The sequence below is a fragment of the Pseudomonas salomonii genome (assembly GCF_900107155.1).
GTDB lineage: Bacteria > Pseudomonadota > Gammaproteobacteria > Pseudomonadales > Pseudomonadaceae > Aquipseudomonas > Aquipseudomonas salomonii.
On the sequence record NZ_FNOX01000004.1, the window covers coordinates 396690 to 412827 of the forward strand.

The 16138-nt window shown below is 60.1% G+C and carries 16 protein-coding genes; 9 read left to right on the forward strand and 7 right to left on the reverse strand.

Features of this window, described 5'->3' with window-relative positions:
• The first annotated feature begins 109 nt into the window (after positions 1-109).
• The 7 genes from BLV67_RS11795 (at position 110) to BLV67_RS11830 (ending at position 7896) form a co-directional block, all read left to right on the forward strand.
• Complete coding sequence (locus BLV67_RS11795) at positions 110-1246, forward strand: branched-chain amino acid ABC transporter substrate-binding protein (RefSeq protein WP_065930657.1); 1137 nt, start codon at positions 110-112, stop codon at positions 1244-1246.
• A gap of 201 nt (positions 1247-1447) precedes the next feature.
• A complete protein-coding gene (locus tag BLV67_RS11800) occupies positions 1448-2362 on the forward strand; it encodes an ABC transporter permease subunit (protein WP_017136076.1) in 915 nt (304 codons plus the stop codon).
• Between the two features lie 2 nt (positions 2363-2364).
• Positions 2365-3642, forward strand: a complete 1278-nt coding sequence (livM, locus tag BLV67_RS11805; protein WP_065930656.1) for a high-affinity branched-chain amino acid ABC transporter permease LivM — start codon at positions 2365-2367, stop codon at positions 3640-3642.
• Entirely contained in the window at positions 3639-4514 is an 876-nt protein-coding gene (locus BLV67_RS11810) for an ABC transporter ATP-binding protein (RefSeq protein ID WP_069786860.1), read from the forward strand. The genes livM and BLV67_RS11810 overlap by 4 nt, the downstream gene beginning before the upstream one ends.
• Entirely contained in the window at positions 4511-5227 is a 717-nt protein-coding gene (locus BLV67_RS11815) for an ABC transporter ATP-binding protein (RefSeq protein ID WP_069786861.1), read from the forward strand. Before BLV67_RS11810 ends, BLV67_RS11815 begins: the two co-directional genes overlap by 4 nt.
• A gap of 811 nt (positions 5228-6038) precedes the next feature.
• Entirely contained in the window at positions 6039-6803 is a 765-nt protein-coding gene (locus BLV67_RS11825; RefSeq protein WP_056860507.1) for an SDR family oxidoreductase, read from the forward strand.
• A 187-nt stretch (positions 6804-6990) separates the two neighbouring features.
• On the forward strand, positions 6991-7896 hold the full coding sequence (locus tag BLV67_RS11830; RefSeq protein ID WP_065930654.1) for a cation diffusion facilitator family transporter: 906 nt from the start codon (positions 6991-6993) through the stop codon (positions 7894-7896).
• 110 nt (positions 7897-8006) lie between these two features.
• Here BLV67_RS11830 and BLV67_RS11835 read toward each other — a convergent pair whose 3' ends face one another.
• From BLV67_RS11835 to ureE, 5 genes are all read right to left on the reverse strand, one after another.
• Entirely contained in the window at positions 8007-9116 is a 1110-nt protein-coding gene (locus BLV67_RS11835) for an AGE family epimerase/isomerase (RefSeq protein WP_069786862.1), read from the reverse strand.
• Positions 9117-9300: 184 nt separating this feature from the next.
• On the reverse strand, positions 9301-9873 hold the full coding sequence (locus BLV67_RS11845) for a HupE/UreJ family protein (RefSeq protein WP_069786863.1): 573 nt from the start codon (positions 9871-9873) through the stop codon (positions 9301-9303).
• A gap of 24 nt (positions 9874-9897) precedes the next feature.
• Positions 9898-10512 carry an urease accessory protein UreG gene (gene ureG / locus BLV67_RS11850; protein ID WP_028615537.1) on the reverse strand — a complete coding sequence of 205 codons (615 nt, stop codon included), beginning with the start codon at positions 10510-10512 and terminating at the stop codon, positions 9898-9900.
• Positions 10513-10521: 9 nt separating this feature from the next.
• Entirely contained in the window at positions 10522-11196 is a 675-nt protein-coding gene (locus BLV67_RS11855; protein ID WP_065930651.1) for an urease accessory protein UreF, read from the reverse strand.
• Positions 11193-11693: an urease accessory protein UreE gene (gene ureE, locus BLV67_RS11860; RefSeq protein ID WP_017136794.1), complete on the reverse strand. Its 501-nt coding sequence runs from the start codon at positions 11691-11693 to the stop codon at positions 11193-11195. The genes BLV67_RS11855 and ureE overlap by 4 nt, the downstream gene beginning before the upstream one ends.
• Before the next feature lie 339 nt (positions 11694-12032).
• Between ureE and BLV67_RS11865 the strand changes: the two genes are divergently transcribed.
• Positions 12033-12521, forward strand: a complete 489-nt coding sequence (locus tag BLV67_RS11865) for a C40 family peptidase (RefSeq protein WP_069786864.1) — start codon at positions 12033-12035, stop codon at positions 12519-12521.
• 6 nt (positions 12522-12527) lie between these two features.
• Here the strand turns inward: BLV67_RS11865 and BLV67_RS11870 are convergent, their stop codons facing one another.
• Positions 12528-13160, reverse strand: coding sequence for a TetR family transcriptional regulator (locus BLV67_RS11870; RefSeq protein ID WP_056860501.1), 633 nt, complete (start codon positions 13158-13160; stop codon positions 12528-12530).
• A gap of 154 nt (positions 13161-13314) precedes the next feature.
• Complete coding sequence (locus BLV67_RS11875; RefSeq protein WP_065930649.1) at positions 13315-13725, reverse strand: hypothetical protein; 411 nt, start codon at positions 13723-13725, stop codon at positions 13315-13317.
• A 346-nt stretch (positions 13726-14071) separates the two neighbouring features.
• Between BLV67_RS11875 and BLV67_RS11880 the strand changes: the two genes are divergently transcribed.
• Positions 14072-16138: an AsmA family protein gene (locus BLV67_RS11880; RefSeq protein ID WP_069786865.1), complete on the forward strand. Its 2067-nt coding sequence runs from the start codon at positions 14072-14074 to the stop codon at positions 16136-16138.

A 16138-nucleotide genomic window follows, 5' to 3' on the forward strand; every position in this document is an offset into this window, starting at 1 on the left:
TCTTTTTGAAGAATAAAAAAGTAATGGCACGCGCCTTGCTCTGGGCTTTCCTGTGAAAGTTTGACGCGAATTCGTAGTGCCAATAAACAAAAACCTCGGAGCACCACTCATGTCCCAGACGTTTTACAAGAAAGGTTTTCTGGCCCTCGCCGTTGCAGCGGCGTTGGGTGTTTCTGCGTTTGTTCAAGCTGATGTGAAGATTGGCGTTGCGGGGCCGATGACCGGCGCCAACGCCTCGTTCGGTGAGCAGTACATGAAGGGTGCCCAGGCGGCAGCCGAAGTGATCAACAAGGCCGGCGGCATTAACGGTGAGAAAGTCGTGCTGGTTGCCGGTGACGATGCTTGTGAACCCAAGCAGGCCGTGGCCGTGGCTAACCGTCTGGCGGATCAGGACAAAGTGATCGGCGTGGTCGGGCACTTCTGCTCGTCGAATACCATTCCCGCCTCCGAGGTCTACGACGAAGCGGGCATCATCGCGATCACTCCAGGCTCTACCAACCCACAAGTGACCGAACGCGGCCTGGGCGCCATGTTCCGCATGTGTGGTCGTGACGACCAGCAGGGCATCGTCGCCGGCGATTACATCGTCGACGTGCTCAAGGGCAAGAAAGTCGCGGTCATCAACGACAAGGACACCTACGGCAAAGGCCTGGCCGATGCCACCGCTGCCCAACTGACCAAGCGCGGCGTCAAGCCAGTGCTGGAAGAAGGCCTGACCCGTGGCGAGAAAGACTTCAGCGCCCTGGTTACCAAAATCCGCTCTCTGGGCGCTGACGTCGTGTATTTCGGTGGTCTGCACCCTGAAGCCGGCCCACTGGTTCGCCAGATTCGTGAAGCCGGCCTCAAGGACGTCAAGTTCATGTCCGATGACGGCGTAGTGACTGACGAACTGGTTGCCACCGCTGGCGGCAAGCAATACGTAGACGGCGTGTACATGACCTTCGGCGCCGACCCGCGTCTGCTGCCAGACAGCAAGGCCGTAGTGGAAGAGTTCCGCAAAGCCGGCTACGAGCCAGAAGGCTACACCCTGTATGCCTATGCCTCGCTGCAAGCCCTGGCCGCCGGCTTCAACGGCGCCAAGTCCAACAAAGGCGAGGACGCGGCCAAATGGCTGAAAGCTCACCCGGTGAAAACCGTGATGGGTGAAAAAACCTGGGATGCCAAGGGCGACCTGAAAGTCTCCGACTACGTGGTTTACCAGTGGGATAAAGACGGCAAATACCACCAGCTGGAAAAGCAGAAGTAAGAACAAGCACCACGGAACCAATGTGGGAGCGGGCTTGCTCGCGAAGGCGGAGTGTCAGTCGTTGAATGTGTTTCTGATACACCGCATTCGCGAGCAAGCCCGCTCCCACAGGGGAACTGTGTCGTGATCGATATCTGTCTTTTCCTCCAGAAGCACCGCGCACCCTCCCGTGTGCAGGTGCTCACCGCGTGAGATTGCGTTATGGATGGTATTTTCCTGCAGCAACTGGTCAACGGCCTGACCCTCGGGTCGGTCTACGGCCTGATCGCCATCGGCTACACAATGGTCTATGGCATCATTGGCATGATCAACTTCGCCCACGGCGAGGTTTATATGATTTCCGCTTACCTCGCGGCGATCAGTCTGGCACTGCTGGCTTACTTCGGCATCGAATCCTTCCCGCTGCTCATTCTCGGCACCTTGATCTTCACCGTGGTCGTCACCGGCGTTTATGGTTGGGTCATCGAGCGTGTCGCCTACAAACCGCTGCGCAACTCCACCCGACTGGCACCGCTGATCAGCGCCATCGGTATCTCCCTGATCCTGCAAAACTATGCGCAGATCGCTCAGGGCGCGAAACAACAAGGTATTCCAACCCTGCTGGCCGGCGCCTGGCGCGTTGATATCGGCACGGGCTTCGTGCAGTTGACCTACACCAAGGTGTTTATCCTGGTGGCCGCGTTTCTCGGCATGGGCCTGCTGACCTACATCATCAAATACACCAAGCTCGGCCGCATGTGCCGCGCCACCCAGCAAGACCGCAAGATGGCCTCGATCCTGGGCATCAACACCGACCGTGTGATCTCCTACGTGTTCGTCATCGGTGCCGCCATGGCCGCCCTGGCCGGCGTGCTGATCACCCTCAACTACGGCACCTTCGACTTCTACGCCGGCTTCATCATCGGCATCAAGGCATTTACCGCAGCGGTACTCGGCGGCATCGGCTCCCTGCCTGGGGCGATGTTGGGCGGGATCATCCTGGGTATCTCCGAGTCGTTGTTCTCGGGGTTGATCAACTCTGACTACAAAGACGTGTTCAGCTTCTCCCTGCTGGTGGTGATTCTGATCTTCCGTCCTCAGGGCCTGCTTGGTCGCCCACTCGTGGCTAAGGTGTAAACATGTCTGCTGCCAAATCTATCGATATCAAGAAAAGTGTGGTCGATACGGTCCTTGCCGGGCTGATTTCGTTGATCGTGTTCGGCCCGATCGTCGGCGTGGTGCTCGACGGCTACAGCTTCAACCTGGAACCTGCGCGGGTGGCCACGTTGGTCGCCATTGTGATGATCGGGCGCTTTGCCTTGAGCCTGTTCCTGCAAACCCCCAAGGGCATCAAGGTCCTGCAGGGCTTCGAGAGCAGCGGCTCCGGCGTGCACGTGTTGCCGCCGGACTACAAGTCGCGGCTGCGCTGGATCATCCCGGCATTGATCGTGATCGCCATCGTGTTCCCGATCTTCGCCAACAAGTACCTGCTGACCGTGGTCATCCTCGGGCTGATCTACGTGTTGCTCGGCCTTGGCCTGAACATCGTGGTGGGCCTGGCCGGCTTGCTCGACCTGGGTTACGTGGCGTTCTACGCCATCGGCGCCTACGGCCTGGCACTCGGTTACCAATACCTGGGCCTGGGTTTCTGGAGTGTGTTGCCTCTGGCGGCCATCGCTGCGGCGCTGGCGGGTTGCATACTCGGGTTCCCGGTGCTGCGAATGCACGGCGATTACCTGGCCATTGTGACCCTGGGCTTCGGTGAAATCATCCGCCTGGTGCTCAACAACTGGCTGTCGTTCACCGGTGGCCCCAACGGTATGCCAGTGCCTTCGCCGACCTTTCTCGGCCTGGAATTCGGGCGCAAGGCCAAGGACGGCGGAATTCCGTTCCACGAGTTCTTCGGCATCGATTACAACCCCAACATCAAGTTCATGTTCATCTACATCGTGCTGTTTCTGGTAGTGCTGGCCGTGCTGTACATCAAGCACCGCCTGACCCGCATGCCGGTCGGCCGTGCCTGGGAAGCCTTGCGCGAAGATGAAATCGCCTGCCGTTCCATGGGCCTGAACCACGTGCTGGTCAAGCTCTCGGCGTTCACTATCGGGGCCTCGACTGCGGGCCTGGCCGGGGTGTTCTTCGCCAGCTACCAGGGCTTCGTCAACCCGTCGTCATTTACCTTCTTCGAATCGGCGCTGATCCTGGCCATCGTGGTATTGGGCGGCATGGGCTCGACAGTCGGCGTGGTGATTGCGGCGTTCGTATTGACGGTTGCGCCTGAACTGCTGCGAAGCTTCTCTGAATACCGTGTGCTGCTGTTTGGCGTGTTGATGGTGGTGATGATGATCTGGCGACCGCGCGGCTTGATCCGCATCAGCCGAACCGGTGTGACCCCACGTAAAGGAGTGGCGCCATGAGCAAGGAAGTCGTCCTTTCCGTAGAGCACCTGATGATGCACTTCGGTGGCATCAAGGCCTTGAGCGATGTAAGTCTGCAGGTCAAACGCAACTCGATCTTTGCCCTGATCGGCCCTAACGGTGCGGGCAAGACCACGGTGTTCAACTGCCTCACCGGCTTCTACAAAGCCAGCGGCGGCAAGATCGAACTGAACATTCGCGGCAAACAGACCAATGTGATCCAGTTGCTCGGCGAACGCTTCAAGGCCGTCGACTTCGTTTCGCCAAAAAGCTTCTTCAGCCGCGTGTACTACAAGATGTTCGGCGGCACCCACCTGGTCAACCGCGCCGGGTTGGCGCGGACCTTCCAGAACATTCGCCTGTTCAAGGAAATGTCGGTGCTGGAAAACCTGCTGGTGGCCCAGCACATGTGGGTCAACCGCAACATGCTGGCGGGCATCCTCAACACCAAGGGCTACCTCAAGGCCGAGAGCGATGCCCTCGACCACGCGTTTTACTGGCTCGAAGTGGTGGACCTGGTGGATTGCGCCAACCGCCTGGCCGGTGAGCTTTCCTACGGGCAGCAACGCCGCCTGGAGATCGCCCGCGCCATGTGCACGCGGCCGCAAATTATCTGCCTGGACGAACCGGCAGCCGGCCTCAACCCGCAGGAAACCGAAGCCCTCAGCGCGATGATTCGCCTGCTGCGCGACGAACACGACCTCACGGTGGTGCTGATTGAACACGACATGGGCATGGTGATGAGTATTTCCGACCACATCGTGGTGCTCGACCACGGCAACGTGATCGCCGAAGGCGGCCCGGATGCAATCCGCAACGACCCGAAAGTGATCGCCGCCTACCTGGGCGCAGACGAAGAGGAGCTGGTATGAGTGCGCCTATCCTCGAAATGAAGGACCTGGACGTGTTTTACGGCCCTATCCAGGCCCTCAAAAAAGTCTCGCTGCACATCAACGAAGGCGAAACCGTGAGCCTGATCGGCTCCAACGGCGCGGGTAAATCCACGCTGCTGATGTCGATTTTCGGCCAGCCGCGCGCCGAGTCCGGGCAGATTCTGTACAACGGCGTCGACATTACCCACAAGTCGTCCCACTACATCGCCTCCAACGGCATTGCGCAGTCGCCGGAAGGGCGGCGGGTGTTCCCCGACATGACCGTCGAGGAAAACCTGCTGATGGGCACCATCCCGATTGGTGACAAGTATGCGCAGGAAGACATGCAGCGCATGTTCGAGCTGTTCCCACGGCTCAAGGAGCGGCGCACCCAGCGCGCAATGACTATGTCCGGTGGTGAGCAGCAAATGCTCGCCATCGCTCGAGCGCTGATGAGCCGGCCCAAGTTGCTGTTGCTGGATGAACCGAGCCTGGGCCTGGCGCCCATTGTGGTGAAGCAGATCTTTGCCACACTGCGCGAGCTGGCGGCCACCGGGATGACCATCTTCCTGGTGGAACAGAACGCCAACCACGCGCTGCGCCTGTCGGACCGGGCCTATGTGATGGTCAACGGCGAGATTCGCCTGACGGGCACCGGCAAGGAATTGCTGGTGAATGAGGAAGTGCGCAACGCCTACCTCGGCGGGCATTGATCCCTGCCCCTGATCGTTCCCACGCTCTGCGTGGGAATGCCGCTTGTGACGCTCCGCGTCACGCTTGGGGACGCGGAGCGTCCTTTGCTGCATTCCCACGCGGAGCGTGGGAACGATCATCCAACGATCATCCACATGTGTTTTTGGGGTGTTTTCAGTGCTCCCGCCAAATTGTGGAAAACAAATCCAGCCCACCTCCAAAGCGCGACATATAGCCGCCGCAAATCCCTGTTTTGTCACAGTTTTGACTTGTCCCCATCCGCTGTGGAACCGGCTGTGGGTAACGTGGGAGTAGCTGGCTGCAAGCCTTTAAAACCGTGGCTTGCAGCGTGGTGGTTGTTTATTGATCAGCCGGTTTTTGCTGGCCTGCCGAGGGCTTTGTCAACCTGTTTAAAGACACAGGTATATGACTGATTTATGTCGGATCAGCCTGTGGATAAGTCTGTGACTAAACTCTGGAAAGACCGCCGCAGGGGCCGGAATGACTGGCCTGGAGCCATCGTTCGGATTTTCCCTCTTGCCATTGGGCTACATACGCCCCGGCCAAGGTCAAGCAAAAAACTTTCTAAAACCGTCTGTAAGCCTTGTATAGAGCGGCCTGGGGCTTTTTACACTTGCCCCCAAAGACTGTGGGCGCAGCTGTGGATAACCTGCGTGCATATGGCTGCAAGCCACGTTCTATAAGGCTTTGCTTGGGGTGATCAAAAAACAGCCAGTCGTGCATGAAGTTATGCGCTTAGCGGTTGCCGCAATCGCGGCGTAAGGGCATTCTGCTGGCTGTTTTTTTCCCGATGCCCGCAAGGAGAACACCATGTCCGACACGCTGTTTATTACTGGCGCCACCTCAGGTTTCGGCGAAGCTTGCGCCCGTCGTTTTGCCGACGCCGGCTGGAAACTGGTGCTTACCGGCCGTCGTGCTGAGCGTTTGAATGCCTTGGTCGAAGAGCTTTCCAAGCAGACCGAAGTGCATGGCCTGGTGGTGGACGTGCGTGACCGCAAGGGTATGGAAGAGGCCATCGCCAACCTGCCGCCGTCGTTCGCCAAGCTGCGCGGGCTGATCAATAACGCCGGCCTGGCCGTGGGCACCGACCCTGCGCCCAAGTGCAGCCTCGACGACTGGGAAACCATGGTCGACACCAACATCAAAGGCCTGCTGACCACCACCAACCTGCTGTTGCCGCGCCTGATCGCCCATGGCCGTGGCGCCGGCATCATCAACCTGGGCTCCATCGCCGGTAACTACCCGTACCCGGGCAGCCACGTGTATGGCGGCTCCAAGGCGTTCGTGAAGCAGTTCTCGCTGAACCTGCGTTGCGACCTGCAAGGCACCGGCGTGCGTGTGACCAACATCGAGCCGGGCCTGTGTGAGAGCGAGTTCTCGCTGGTGCGCTTTGGCGGTGACCAGGCGCGTTATGACGCGACCTATGCCGGTGCCGAGCCGATCCAGCCGCAGGACATTGCCGACACGATCTTCTGGGTGATGAATACCCCGGCGCACGTGAACATCAACCGGTTGGAGCTGATGCCGGTGAGCCAGACCTGGGCTGGGTTTGCGATTGAGCGTGGGGCCAAGTAAGGCTTAAGACCGCGTTGCGGCTATCGCAGGCAAGCCAGCTCCCACATTTGATCGGGTTCACTCGGTCAAGTGTGGGAGCTGGCTTGCCTGCGAAGGCGTCAAATCGGCCAAAACAGGACATAAGGTACACTCCACGCCTGAAAACCCCTCCGCACTGTGCGGTTTAAAGGTTTTGACGGGAGGAAATGTGAGTAACCGAGGTGAGCAGGCACTGCTCAAACAATCGACGATTCTGATGTTCGCGGTCGCGATCGCCGGGATTGTCACGGGTGTGATATCCGGCGCCCAATCCATTCTGTTCGACGGCTTTTTCTCGCTGATCGCCACCGCCATCAAGGTGTTGATGCTGATCACGGCCAAGTTGATCGCCAAGAAAAGCAACGAGCGCTTCCAGTTCGGCTACTGGCACCTGGAGCCGATGGTGCTGCTGATCGAAGGCAGCTTCCTGTTGCTGATCGCGATCTACGCGTTTCTCAACGGCGTGTTCGGCATTATCAATGGCGGGCGTGAAATCGAATTGGGGCTGGTGATCGTCTACGCGGCGGTGTTTACCGTGGTCGAGTTCGCCTACTTCTTTTACGTGCGCTATCGCAATCGCACGCTGAAATCTTCACTGATCCAGTTCGACAACATCAGTTGGCTGGTGGACGCGATGCTGTCGGTGGGCTTGCTGATCAGCTTTCTTGCCGCGCTGTTGCTCAAGTCCCAGGGCTATGGCGAGTGGGCGGTGTATGTCGACCCATTGATCCTGATTCTGCTGGCCCTGAGCATGCTGGCGCCGGCGTTCAAGATCCTGCGCCCGGCGTTGCGCGAGGTGCTGGGCATCGCCCCGGACCACCTGGACGACAAGGTGCGTGAAGTGATGGACGCGGCCCAGGCCAGGCATGGTTTCGATGACTACGTGTCCTACGTGCAAAAGCACGGGCGGGCGCGGTTTATCGAGATTCATGTGGTGTTGCCGGCCAATTACCCGGTGGCTAACGTCGCGACGCTTGATGAGCTGCGCGAGGAGATATCCACAGGCTTGGGTACGCCGGATGCGGCGCGTTGGTTGACGATCAGTTTTACCGGGGATCGCAAGTGGGTTGCGTGACAGCCAGGTAGACCGAGGTGAGGCTATCGCAGGCAAGCCAGCTCCCACATTTGACTGTGTTCACACATCAAAATGTGGGAACTGGCTTGCCTGCGATGAGGCACTAAAGGTCAACCCAGATGCTGGATCAGCCCCTGATAGCAGGTCGCCAGGTGATACGGCGTAGTCGACGGCATATCCCGTCGGCTCACCGCGCCTTTGGCATCCAGGCACTCGTGCCAGCCTTTCTCATGCAAAAAGTGCTGTTGCAGCGCCAGCAATTGGCGCTGCAACACCGCCTCACTGCCCGGCCGCAGGGTCAGCGCCCGCAGGTATTCAGCCTGGGCCCAGATCCGTTGCGTGCCGTCGCGCACGCTGCCGTCCAGGGCGAGCATGCCGCTGACTGCGCCACTTAACTTATCCACACCCTTGAGCTCTGCATAGGCAAATGCCCGCGTCAGCGAGGCATGCAAGGGTGTGCCGCGCAGCACGTCTGACGATTCGAGCAAAAAGAACCACTCGAATTGATGCCCCGGCTCAAACCAGTTATCCACCGCGCCCAGCGGTTTTTCCATCATCACGCCGTGCTGGCGGTCGATGAAGCGCTTCTGCAGGGCCGTGGTGAGGTCCAGCAGCGCATCCTGTGTGACCGCGTCTTCACGCACGGCCAGCGTGGCGAGGAAACCTTCGGCCAGGTGCATCAGCGGATTTTGCAGGGGGCCGGACTTGAGGGATGACCAGTTGCGCTCCAGCACCGCTTCGTACAGGCCGTCGCCGGTGGCGAAACGTTCGGCGACCACGGCCAGGGCCGCGTCGAGTACCGACTCCACCAACGGCTCGCGTACCTTGGCCCAATAGTGGGCGCAGGCGAAGATGATGAAGGCGTGGGTGTAGAGGTCTTTGCGCTTGTCCAGCGGTTTGCCGTGGGCGTCGATGCTGTAGAACCAGCCGCCATGCTCGGCATCATGGAAGTGCCGTTGCAGCGAACGAAACAGCGCCGCTGCACGCTCTTCGGCAAACGCTGCACCGGGCTCGCCGATCAGGCTGGCGAACAGGTACAACTGCCGGGCGCAGGCCATGGCGCGGTAGCGTTGCGGGGGCAATGGCTGGTGATCGGCGCCCAGCGCCTCGTAGGGCAGCGCCAGGTCGGCGTTCCAGCCCGGGCCTTGCCACAGCGGCACGATCAGGGTGTGGAAGTGCGTGAGCACGGCATTCAAGGAAGGTTGGGAAGCGATGGGCATCGGCTGGCGTCGTCACGGCAGAGGTGTAGGCGCGCATGGTAGCAGGCTGATCGTTCCCACGCTCTGCGTGGGAATGCATTTCGTGACGCTCTGCGTCAGGCTTTGGGACGCGGAGCGTCCAGGGCTGCATTCCCACGCAGAGCGTGGGAACGATCAAGCATGGGGCCCTTAGCAGCGGCGCCAATCAGCCCGCCAGCAACCACACCCCAGTCGCCGCCGAAGCTGCCCCGGCAATCCGTACCAACGGTGCAGCAGCGGCCGGCAGAAAACGCACCACGGCATACCCAGCCGCATGCAGTGCCGCCGTCGCGCCGACAAAACCGGCGGCGTACGCCCACGGGCTGGACATGTCCGGCAGCTCCAGGCCGTGCGCCACACCGTGGAACAGCGCAAACAGCGCCGTCGCCGCCACCGCCACAAACAGCGGCGGCCGTACTGCCAGCGCCACTGCAAGGCCCAGCGCCAGTACCGAGGCGGCAATCCCGCTTTCCAGCGCCGGCAGTTCCAGGCCTTCAAAGCCGAGCAGGCCGCCGATCAGCATGGTGCCGACAAAGGTGCAAGGCAGTGCCCAGCGCGCCTTGCCTTGTTGCTGCGCGGCCCACAGGCCGACGGCGACCATGGCCAGTAAATGATCAATACCGCCCAATGGGTGGCTGATACCGGCCACCAGCCCATTATCGCCATGCCCTGGGTGAGCGAAGGCAAGGGCCGGTGCCAGCAGCAGGGCAGCGGTAGCGAGAAGTTTGTTGAGACCCATACAGGCTCCTTTTTGGGGGTGGGATCAGGCCGCAGTCAGCAAGCCCTGACGTTCGATAAAGGCGACGATTTCATCCAGGCCGACGCCGGTTTTCTGGTTGCTGAACACAAAGGGCTTACCGTTGCGCATGCGTGTGGTGTCACTGTTCATCAGTTCCAGCGAGGCGCCGACCAGGGGTGCCAGGTCGATCTTGTTGATCACCAGCAAATCGGATTTGCAAATACCGGGCCCGCCCTTGCGCGGCAGCTTGTCACCTGCAGACACATCGATCACGTAGATGGTCAGGTCTGACAGTTCCGGGCTGAACGTGGCCGACAAATTGTCGCCGCCGGACTCCACCAGGATCAGGTCCAGGCCGGGGAAGCGGCGGTTGAGTTGGTCCACCGCTTCGAGGTTGATCGAGGCGTCTTCACGGATGGCCGTGTGCGGGCAGCCGCCGGTTTCCACGCCGATGATGCGCTCGGGCGCCAGGGCCTGGTTGCGCACCAGGAAGTCCGCGTCTTCGCGGGTGTAGATATCGTTGGTGACCACCGCCAGGTTGTAGCGGTCGCGCAGCGCCAGGCACAGCGCCAGGGTCAGTGCGGTCTTGCCGGAGCCCACCGGGCCGCCGATGCCGACACGCAAAGGTTGTGTGTTCATATAGGTCTCCTAGGAACGAAACAGGCGGCTGTATTGGCGCTCATGGGCCATACACGCCAGGGACAGGCCGAACGCGGCGCTGCCGAAATGGATAGGGTCGATGTGTGCGGCGTCCTGCTGGGCTTGTTGCAGCAGGGGCAGCAATTGGCTGGTCAGGCGTTGGGCGGCTTGCTGGCCCAGCGGAAGGGTTTTCATCAGCACCGCCAATTGGTTTTCCAGCCAGCTCCACAGCCACGCGGCCAGGGCGTCATCGGGGCTGATGTGCCAGGCGCGGGCGGCCAACGCCCAGCCCAGAGCCAGGTGCGGCTCATCACGGTGAGCCAGGAAGTCGCGTGCGGCGTCGTCCAGCTCCGGTAAGCCGTTGAGCAGCTGTTGCAGGGAATAGCCCATCTGCCGGCTCTCCTGATACAGCTCGCGCGTCTCGCGGCTGGCGCGGTGCTCTTCGCACAGCTGCGCCAAACGCGGCCAATCCTGTTCGGCGGCGGCGCGGCAATGGGCGAGCAACAACGGCGCCTCAAAACGGGCGAGATTGAGCAGTAACTGATCGCTGATCCAGCGCAGGGCACTGGCTGCATCATTGACGCGGCCGTCATCCACCGCCATCTCCAGGCCTTGGGAATAGCTGTAGCCACCAATCGGCAATTGCGGACTGGCCAGACGCAACAGCGCCCAGGCTGGGTTCATAGACGTACGCCGAACTGGTGGAGCTTGGGCGGGTAGTTGAAGTCTTCGTCGCCATGGCGCGAATGGTGATGGCCGCCGCCATAGGCGCCGTGTTCCGGCTGGAACGGAGCCTCGAGGGTTTGCGTGGTGGCGCCGAGCTGTTCGAGCATGGCCTTGAGCACGTAGTCATCAAGCAGGCGCAGCCAGCCGTCGCCGACTTGCAAGGCCACATGGCGGTTGCCGAGGTGATAGGCCGCGCGGGTCAGTTCGAAGGCATTGCTGCAGGTTACGTGCAGCAGCTGTTCAGGGCGGGCGACCACACGTACCACGCGCCCGTCTTCCGCTTGCAGGCATTCGCCATCGTGCAGCGGCGGCTGGCCACGCTCCAGAAACAGGCCGACGTCTTCGCCGTCGGCACTGAAACAGCGCAGGCGGCTTTTGCTGCGCGCTTCGAAGTTCAGCAGCAGTTCGGCGGCCCAGAGGGCTTGGGGGGCGATTCGGCGGTGGATCACCAGCATCAGGAGGCTTCCAGCTATGAGCGATAAGGGAGCTAGAGCAAGGGGCTTGCCAACCCTGTGTAAGGGCGGAAAACCCTTGTAGGTAATATCTGACATGCCACCGAACAGGGCGTCAGTCGATGCCTGTCGCGCTTCAATTTGGTGCGTTATCGGGTTTATAGCACTGGATGTGGGCGTTTTGCGTTTAGGTCTGTTGCCAGGCGGATGAAACTTCTTTCATCTGTTTCGCACTTGGTTTTTCTCGGAGTTTTCCTACGCGATTGCAGGATTTGCCGTTCAAAAAGTTACGCGCTGTTTCATTACGATGTGCGCCGTGTTTAATCCACTGCGACGCCGATCATGTTCAAGGTATTTTTAGTTTCACTCATTGTCAGCTTGTCCTGCGCGGTCATACCGGCTTCGGCCAATTTAAAAGCGCCTGTGTCCTTCGAGCCCACCGCCACCATCGACAACGTGATCGATCGTGCCCACGAGCTGCTCGGCACGCCCTATAAAAGTGGCGGTACCAAGGTTGACCACGGGTTTGATTGCAGCAGCTTCCTGGTCTACCTGTTCAAGACCGAAGCCAATATCCGTCTGCCGCGCACCACCACAGAAATGCATCGATCAAGCGCCGCAACCGTTCAGCGCGAGGCACTCAAGCCCGGCGACGCGGTATTTTTCAAAGGTAATGGGCGCGGCCAGGTCAGCCATGTCGGCCTTTATATCGGCAAGGGCAAATTCATTCATTCGCCCAGCACCGGCAAACGCGTGCGTATCGATTCATTGAGCAACAGCTACTGGAAAAAGCACTACACCACCGCCAAGCGCTTCCACACCGCGGGCTGACCGGGGTTATTCGGTACTGCCCAGCCCTTGCCAATGCTTGAGGCCGATAAAGATAAAGCGCAGTTGCTGGGTGATTTTCGCCTGGGGCGTAAGGTGCGCAGGCAGGGCCTGGGCCGGAGGGTCGATGATGTCGGGCAGGGTGGCGAACACGCTCTTGACGATCAGATCGGCCATGACGTGCAGGCCGTCGGCATCCAGGTGCTGGAGCTTGGGCATCAAGGTGAGGTCGGCGGCCAGGTCGCGGGTGATGTCTTCGCGCAGGGCGCCGATGGCTTGGCGCACGGCCAGGCAGCCACCGTATTGCTCGCGGGCCAGGAACAGGAATTGCGAGCGGTTGGCCGAAACCACGTCGAGAAAGATCCGCACAGAGGCATCGATGATGCCGCCCATCACGAATTCGTTGTGACGGACCAGGCGAATGGTGGCGCGAAAGGTCTGGCCGACTTCACTCACCAGCACGAGCCCCAGCTGGTCCATATCCTCAAAATGACGATAGAACCCGGTCGGCACGATCCCGGCGGTCTTGGCCACTTCGCGCAGGCTCAGGCTGCCGAACCCACGGCCACACTCCATCAGATGGCGGGCTGCGTCCATCAAGGCGAGGCGGGTCTGTTGCTTTTGTTCGGCGCGGGGCAGCATCGGCGGGCGGGCTTTGTCGGCAAGTACAGCGTTGCACTCTAGCAAAACAGCTTCATCTACGTCGAACTTGGCGGGGTGTTCAGGGTGTGATGCAGTCTAGATAAAAGCAAAAGCCCGATCTTCTGATCGGGCTTTTTTCTCGGCCACCACGGGCTTAGCTCTGTGCTTGATGCAGTTCTTGCAGACGGTCAGCACCGCCTTCAGCAACGCCTTCGGTGTAAGCGCGTTCGTTGGCTTGTTCAGCGCCACCTTCTACCAGGCCTTTCTGTTCCAGGCGATCACGGCCACCTTCAGCAACGCCTTCGGTGTAGGCGCGTTTGTTGGCTTGTTCAGCGCCGCCTTCTACCAGACCTTTCTCTTCCAGGCGGTTGCGACCATTTTCAGCTACAGCGCCTTTGGCGTAGTCACGGTTTTCATCTTCTTGCGAACCGCTGCGGGCCAGGGTCTGGCTCGACTGAACGGCTTGAGCTTTGTTCTGTGGGGTAGCTTGTTCAGCGGCTGGCAGGGCAAATGCGCTGGAAGCCAGGACCGACAGCAGAACAGTAGCGAGTATTTGGCGTTTCATGATGGGTTGCTCCTTGGGAGGGCGATAAAGTGGGTACAGGGCTAATGTTACTCTCGAGAAGTCGATATAAAAGTTCATAAACACAATGGTAATAATCAACAGAATTGATTGTTCCCCGCAGAGGCTCTAGAACGCGCCTCTCAAGCCCGCGCTTTTGCACCGCGGTGGGTATTTTCGACACGAACGTGGGTAACAATGGTGCGCCGTCGATGATGAAAACGGTCTGATCGATCAGGAAAGTGGCTTATTGCGACTAAATCGCTGTTCGGGTTAAACCCCTGGGCGGTTTGCCAGTCGTAGCCTTATAAGCTGTAGTTTTGCTATCTGTGTTGAGGAGTCCTGTGCAATGACGCGCACTCGTAAAATCGTGGTTTGGAGCTGCGCCAGCTTCGCGGTGTTAATCGCCATCCTGGTCTTGGTGCTGGTATTTTTTGATTGGAACCGCATCAAGCCGCCGCTCAATGCCAACGTCTCCGAAGAGTTGCATCGCCCGTTTGCCATTAATGGCAACCTCGCCGTAGTGTGGGCGCGCGAGCCCGATGAAGGCGGTTGGCGGGCCTGGGTGCCGTGGCCCCACGTGATTGCCGAAGACCTGACCCTGGGCAATCCGGACTGGTCAAAAAAACCGCAGATGGTCACGCTCAAGCGCGTGGAATTGCGCATTTCGCCCCTGGCCTTGCTGGCCCAACGCGTGGTGATCCCGCGTATCGACCTCACCGAGCCAAGTGCCGACTTGCAGCGCCTGGCTGACGGTCGCGCCAACTGGACCTTCACGTTCGATCCCAAAGACCCCGACGCCGAGCCTTCCAGCTGGGTGGTGGACATCGGTTCCATCGGCTTCGACAAGGGCCACGTCACCCTCGACGACCAAACCCTCAAGACCCAACTGGACGTGATCATTGACCTGCTCGGCAAGCCGATTCCCTTCGGTGAAATTGTCGGCGACGCGGACGCCAAGAAGGCCCTGGAAAAAGGCTCGGCGCCCCAGGACTACGCATTCGGTCTCAAGGTCAAAGGCCAGTACCACGGCCAGAAACTCGACGGCACCGGCAAGATCGGCGGGCTGCTGGCCTTGCAGGACGCGGCCAAGCCGTTCCCGTTGCAAGCGCAAGTGAAAATCGCCGACACCAGCATCGCACTGGCCGGCACCCTGACCGACCCGCTGAACCTGGGGGCCCTGGACCTGCGGCTGAAACTGTCCGGCAGCAGCCTGGGCAACCTTTACCCGCTGACCGGCGTAACGCTGCCCGATTCTCCGGCCTATGCCACCGACGGCCATCTGATCGCCAAGCTGCATGAGGCCAGCGGCGCGTCATTCACCTACGAAAACTTCAACGGCAAGATCGGCAACAGTGATATCCACGGCAACCTCAGTTATGTCGCCAGCCAGCCACGCCCCAAGCTCAGCGGTACGCTGGTGTCCAACCAACTGCTGATGACTGACCTTGCACCGTTGATCGGTGCCGACTCCAACGCCAAGCAAAAGGCCCGTGGTGGCGAGAGCAAGCAACCGGCAACCAAAGTGCTGCCGGTGGAAGAGTTCCGCACCGAGCGCTGGCGCGACATGGACGCCGATGTGGAATTTACCGGCAAACGCATCGTGCACAGCGCCGACTTGCCGTTCACCGACCTCTACACCCACTTGGTCCTCAACGACGGCGAGCTGAGCCTGCAACCCCTGCGCTTTGGTGTGGCGGGTGGCAAGCTGGATGCGCAGATTCGCTTGAACGGGCGTATCACGCCGATGGAAGGGCACGCCAGGCTGACCGCACGCAACTTCAAGCTCAAGCAGCTGTTCCCGACGTTCGAGCCGATGAAAACCAGCTTTGGTGAGCTCAACGGCGATGCCGATATTTCCGGGCGCGGCAACTCCGTGGCGGCCCTGTTGGGCAGCTCCAACGGTGACCTGAAAATGCTGATCAACGACGGCGCCATCAGCCGCGGCCTGATGGAAATTGCCGGGCTCAACGTGGGCAACTACGTGGTCGGCCGCTTGTTTGGCGACAAGGAAGTGAAGATCAACTGCGCGGCGGCGGATTTTGGCATCAAGACGGGTCTGGCGACGACGCGGCTGTTTGTATTCGATACCGAGAACGCGATCATTTATATCGATGGCACGGCGAACATGGCGACCGAGCAGTTGGACTTGACCATCACGCCCGAATCAAAAGGCTTCCGCCTCTTTTCCCTGCGCTCGCCGCTGTACGTCAACGGCCCATTTATCAAGCCCAATGCTGGTGTGAAAGCGGTGCCGTTGATGTTGCGGGGGGCCGGGATGGTCGCGCTGGGTGTGATCGCCGGGCCGGCTGCCGGTTTGCTGGCATTGGTCGCACCAAGCGGGGATGAGCCCAACCAGTGCGCACCGTTGCTGCAACAGATGAAAGAAGGCAAGGCGCCGAAAACCGTGAAATAA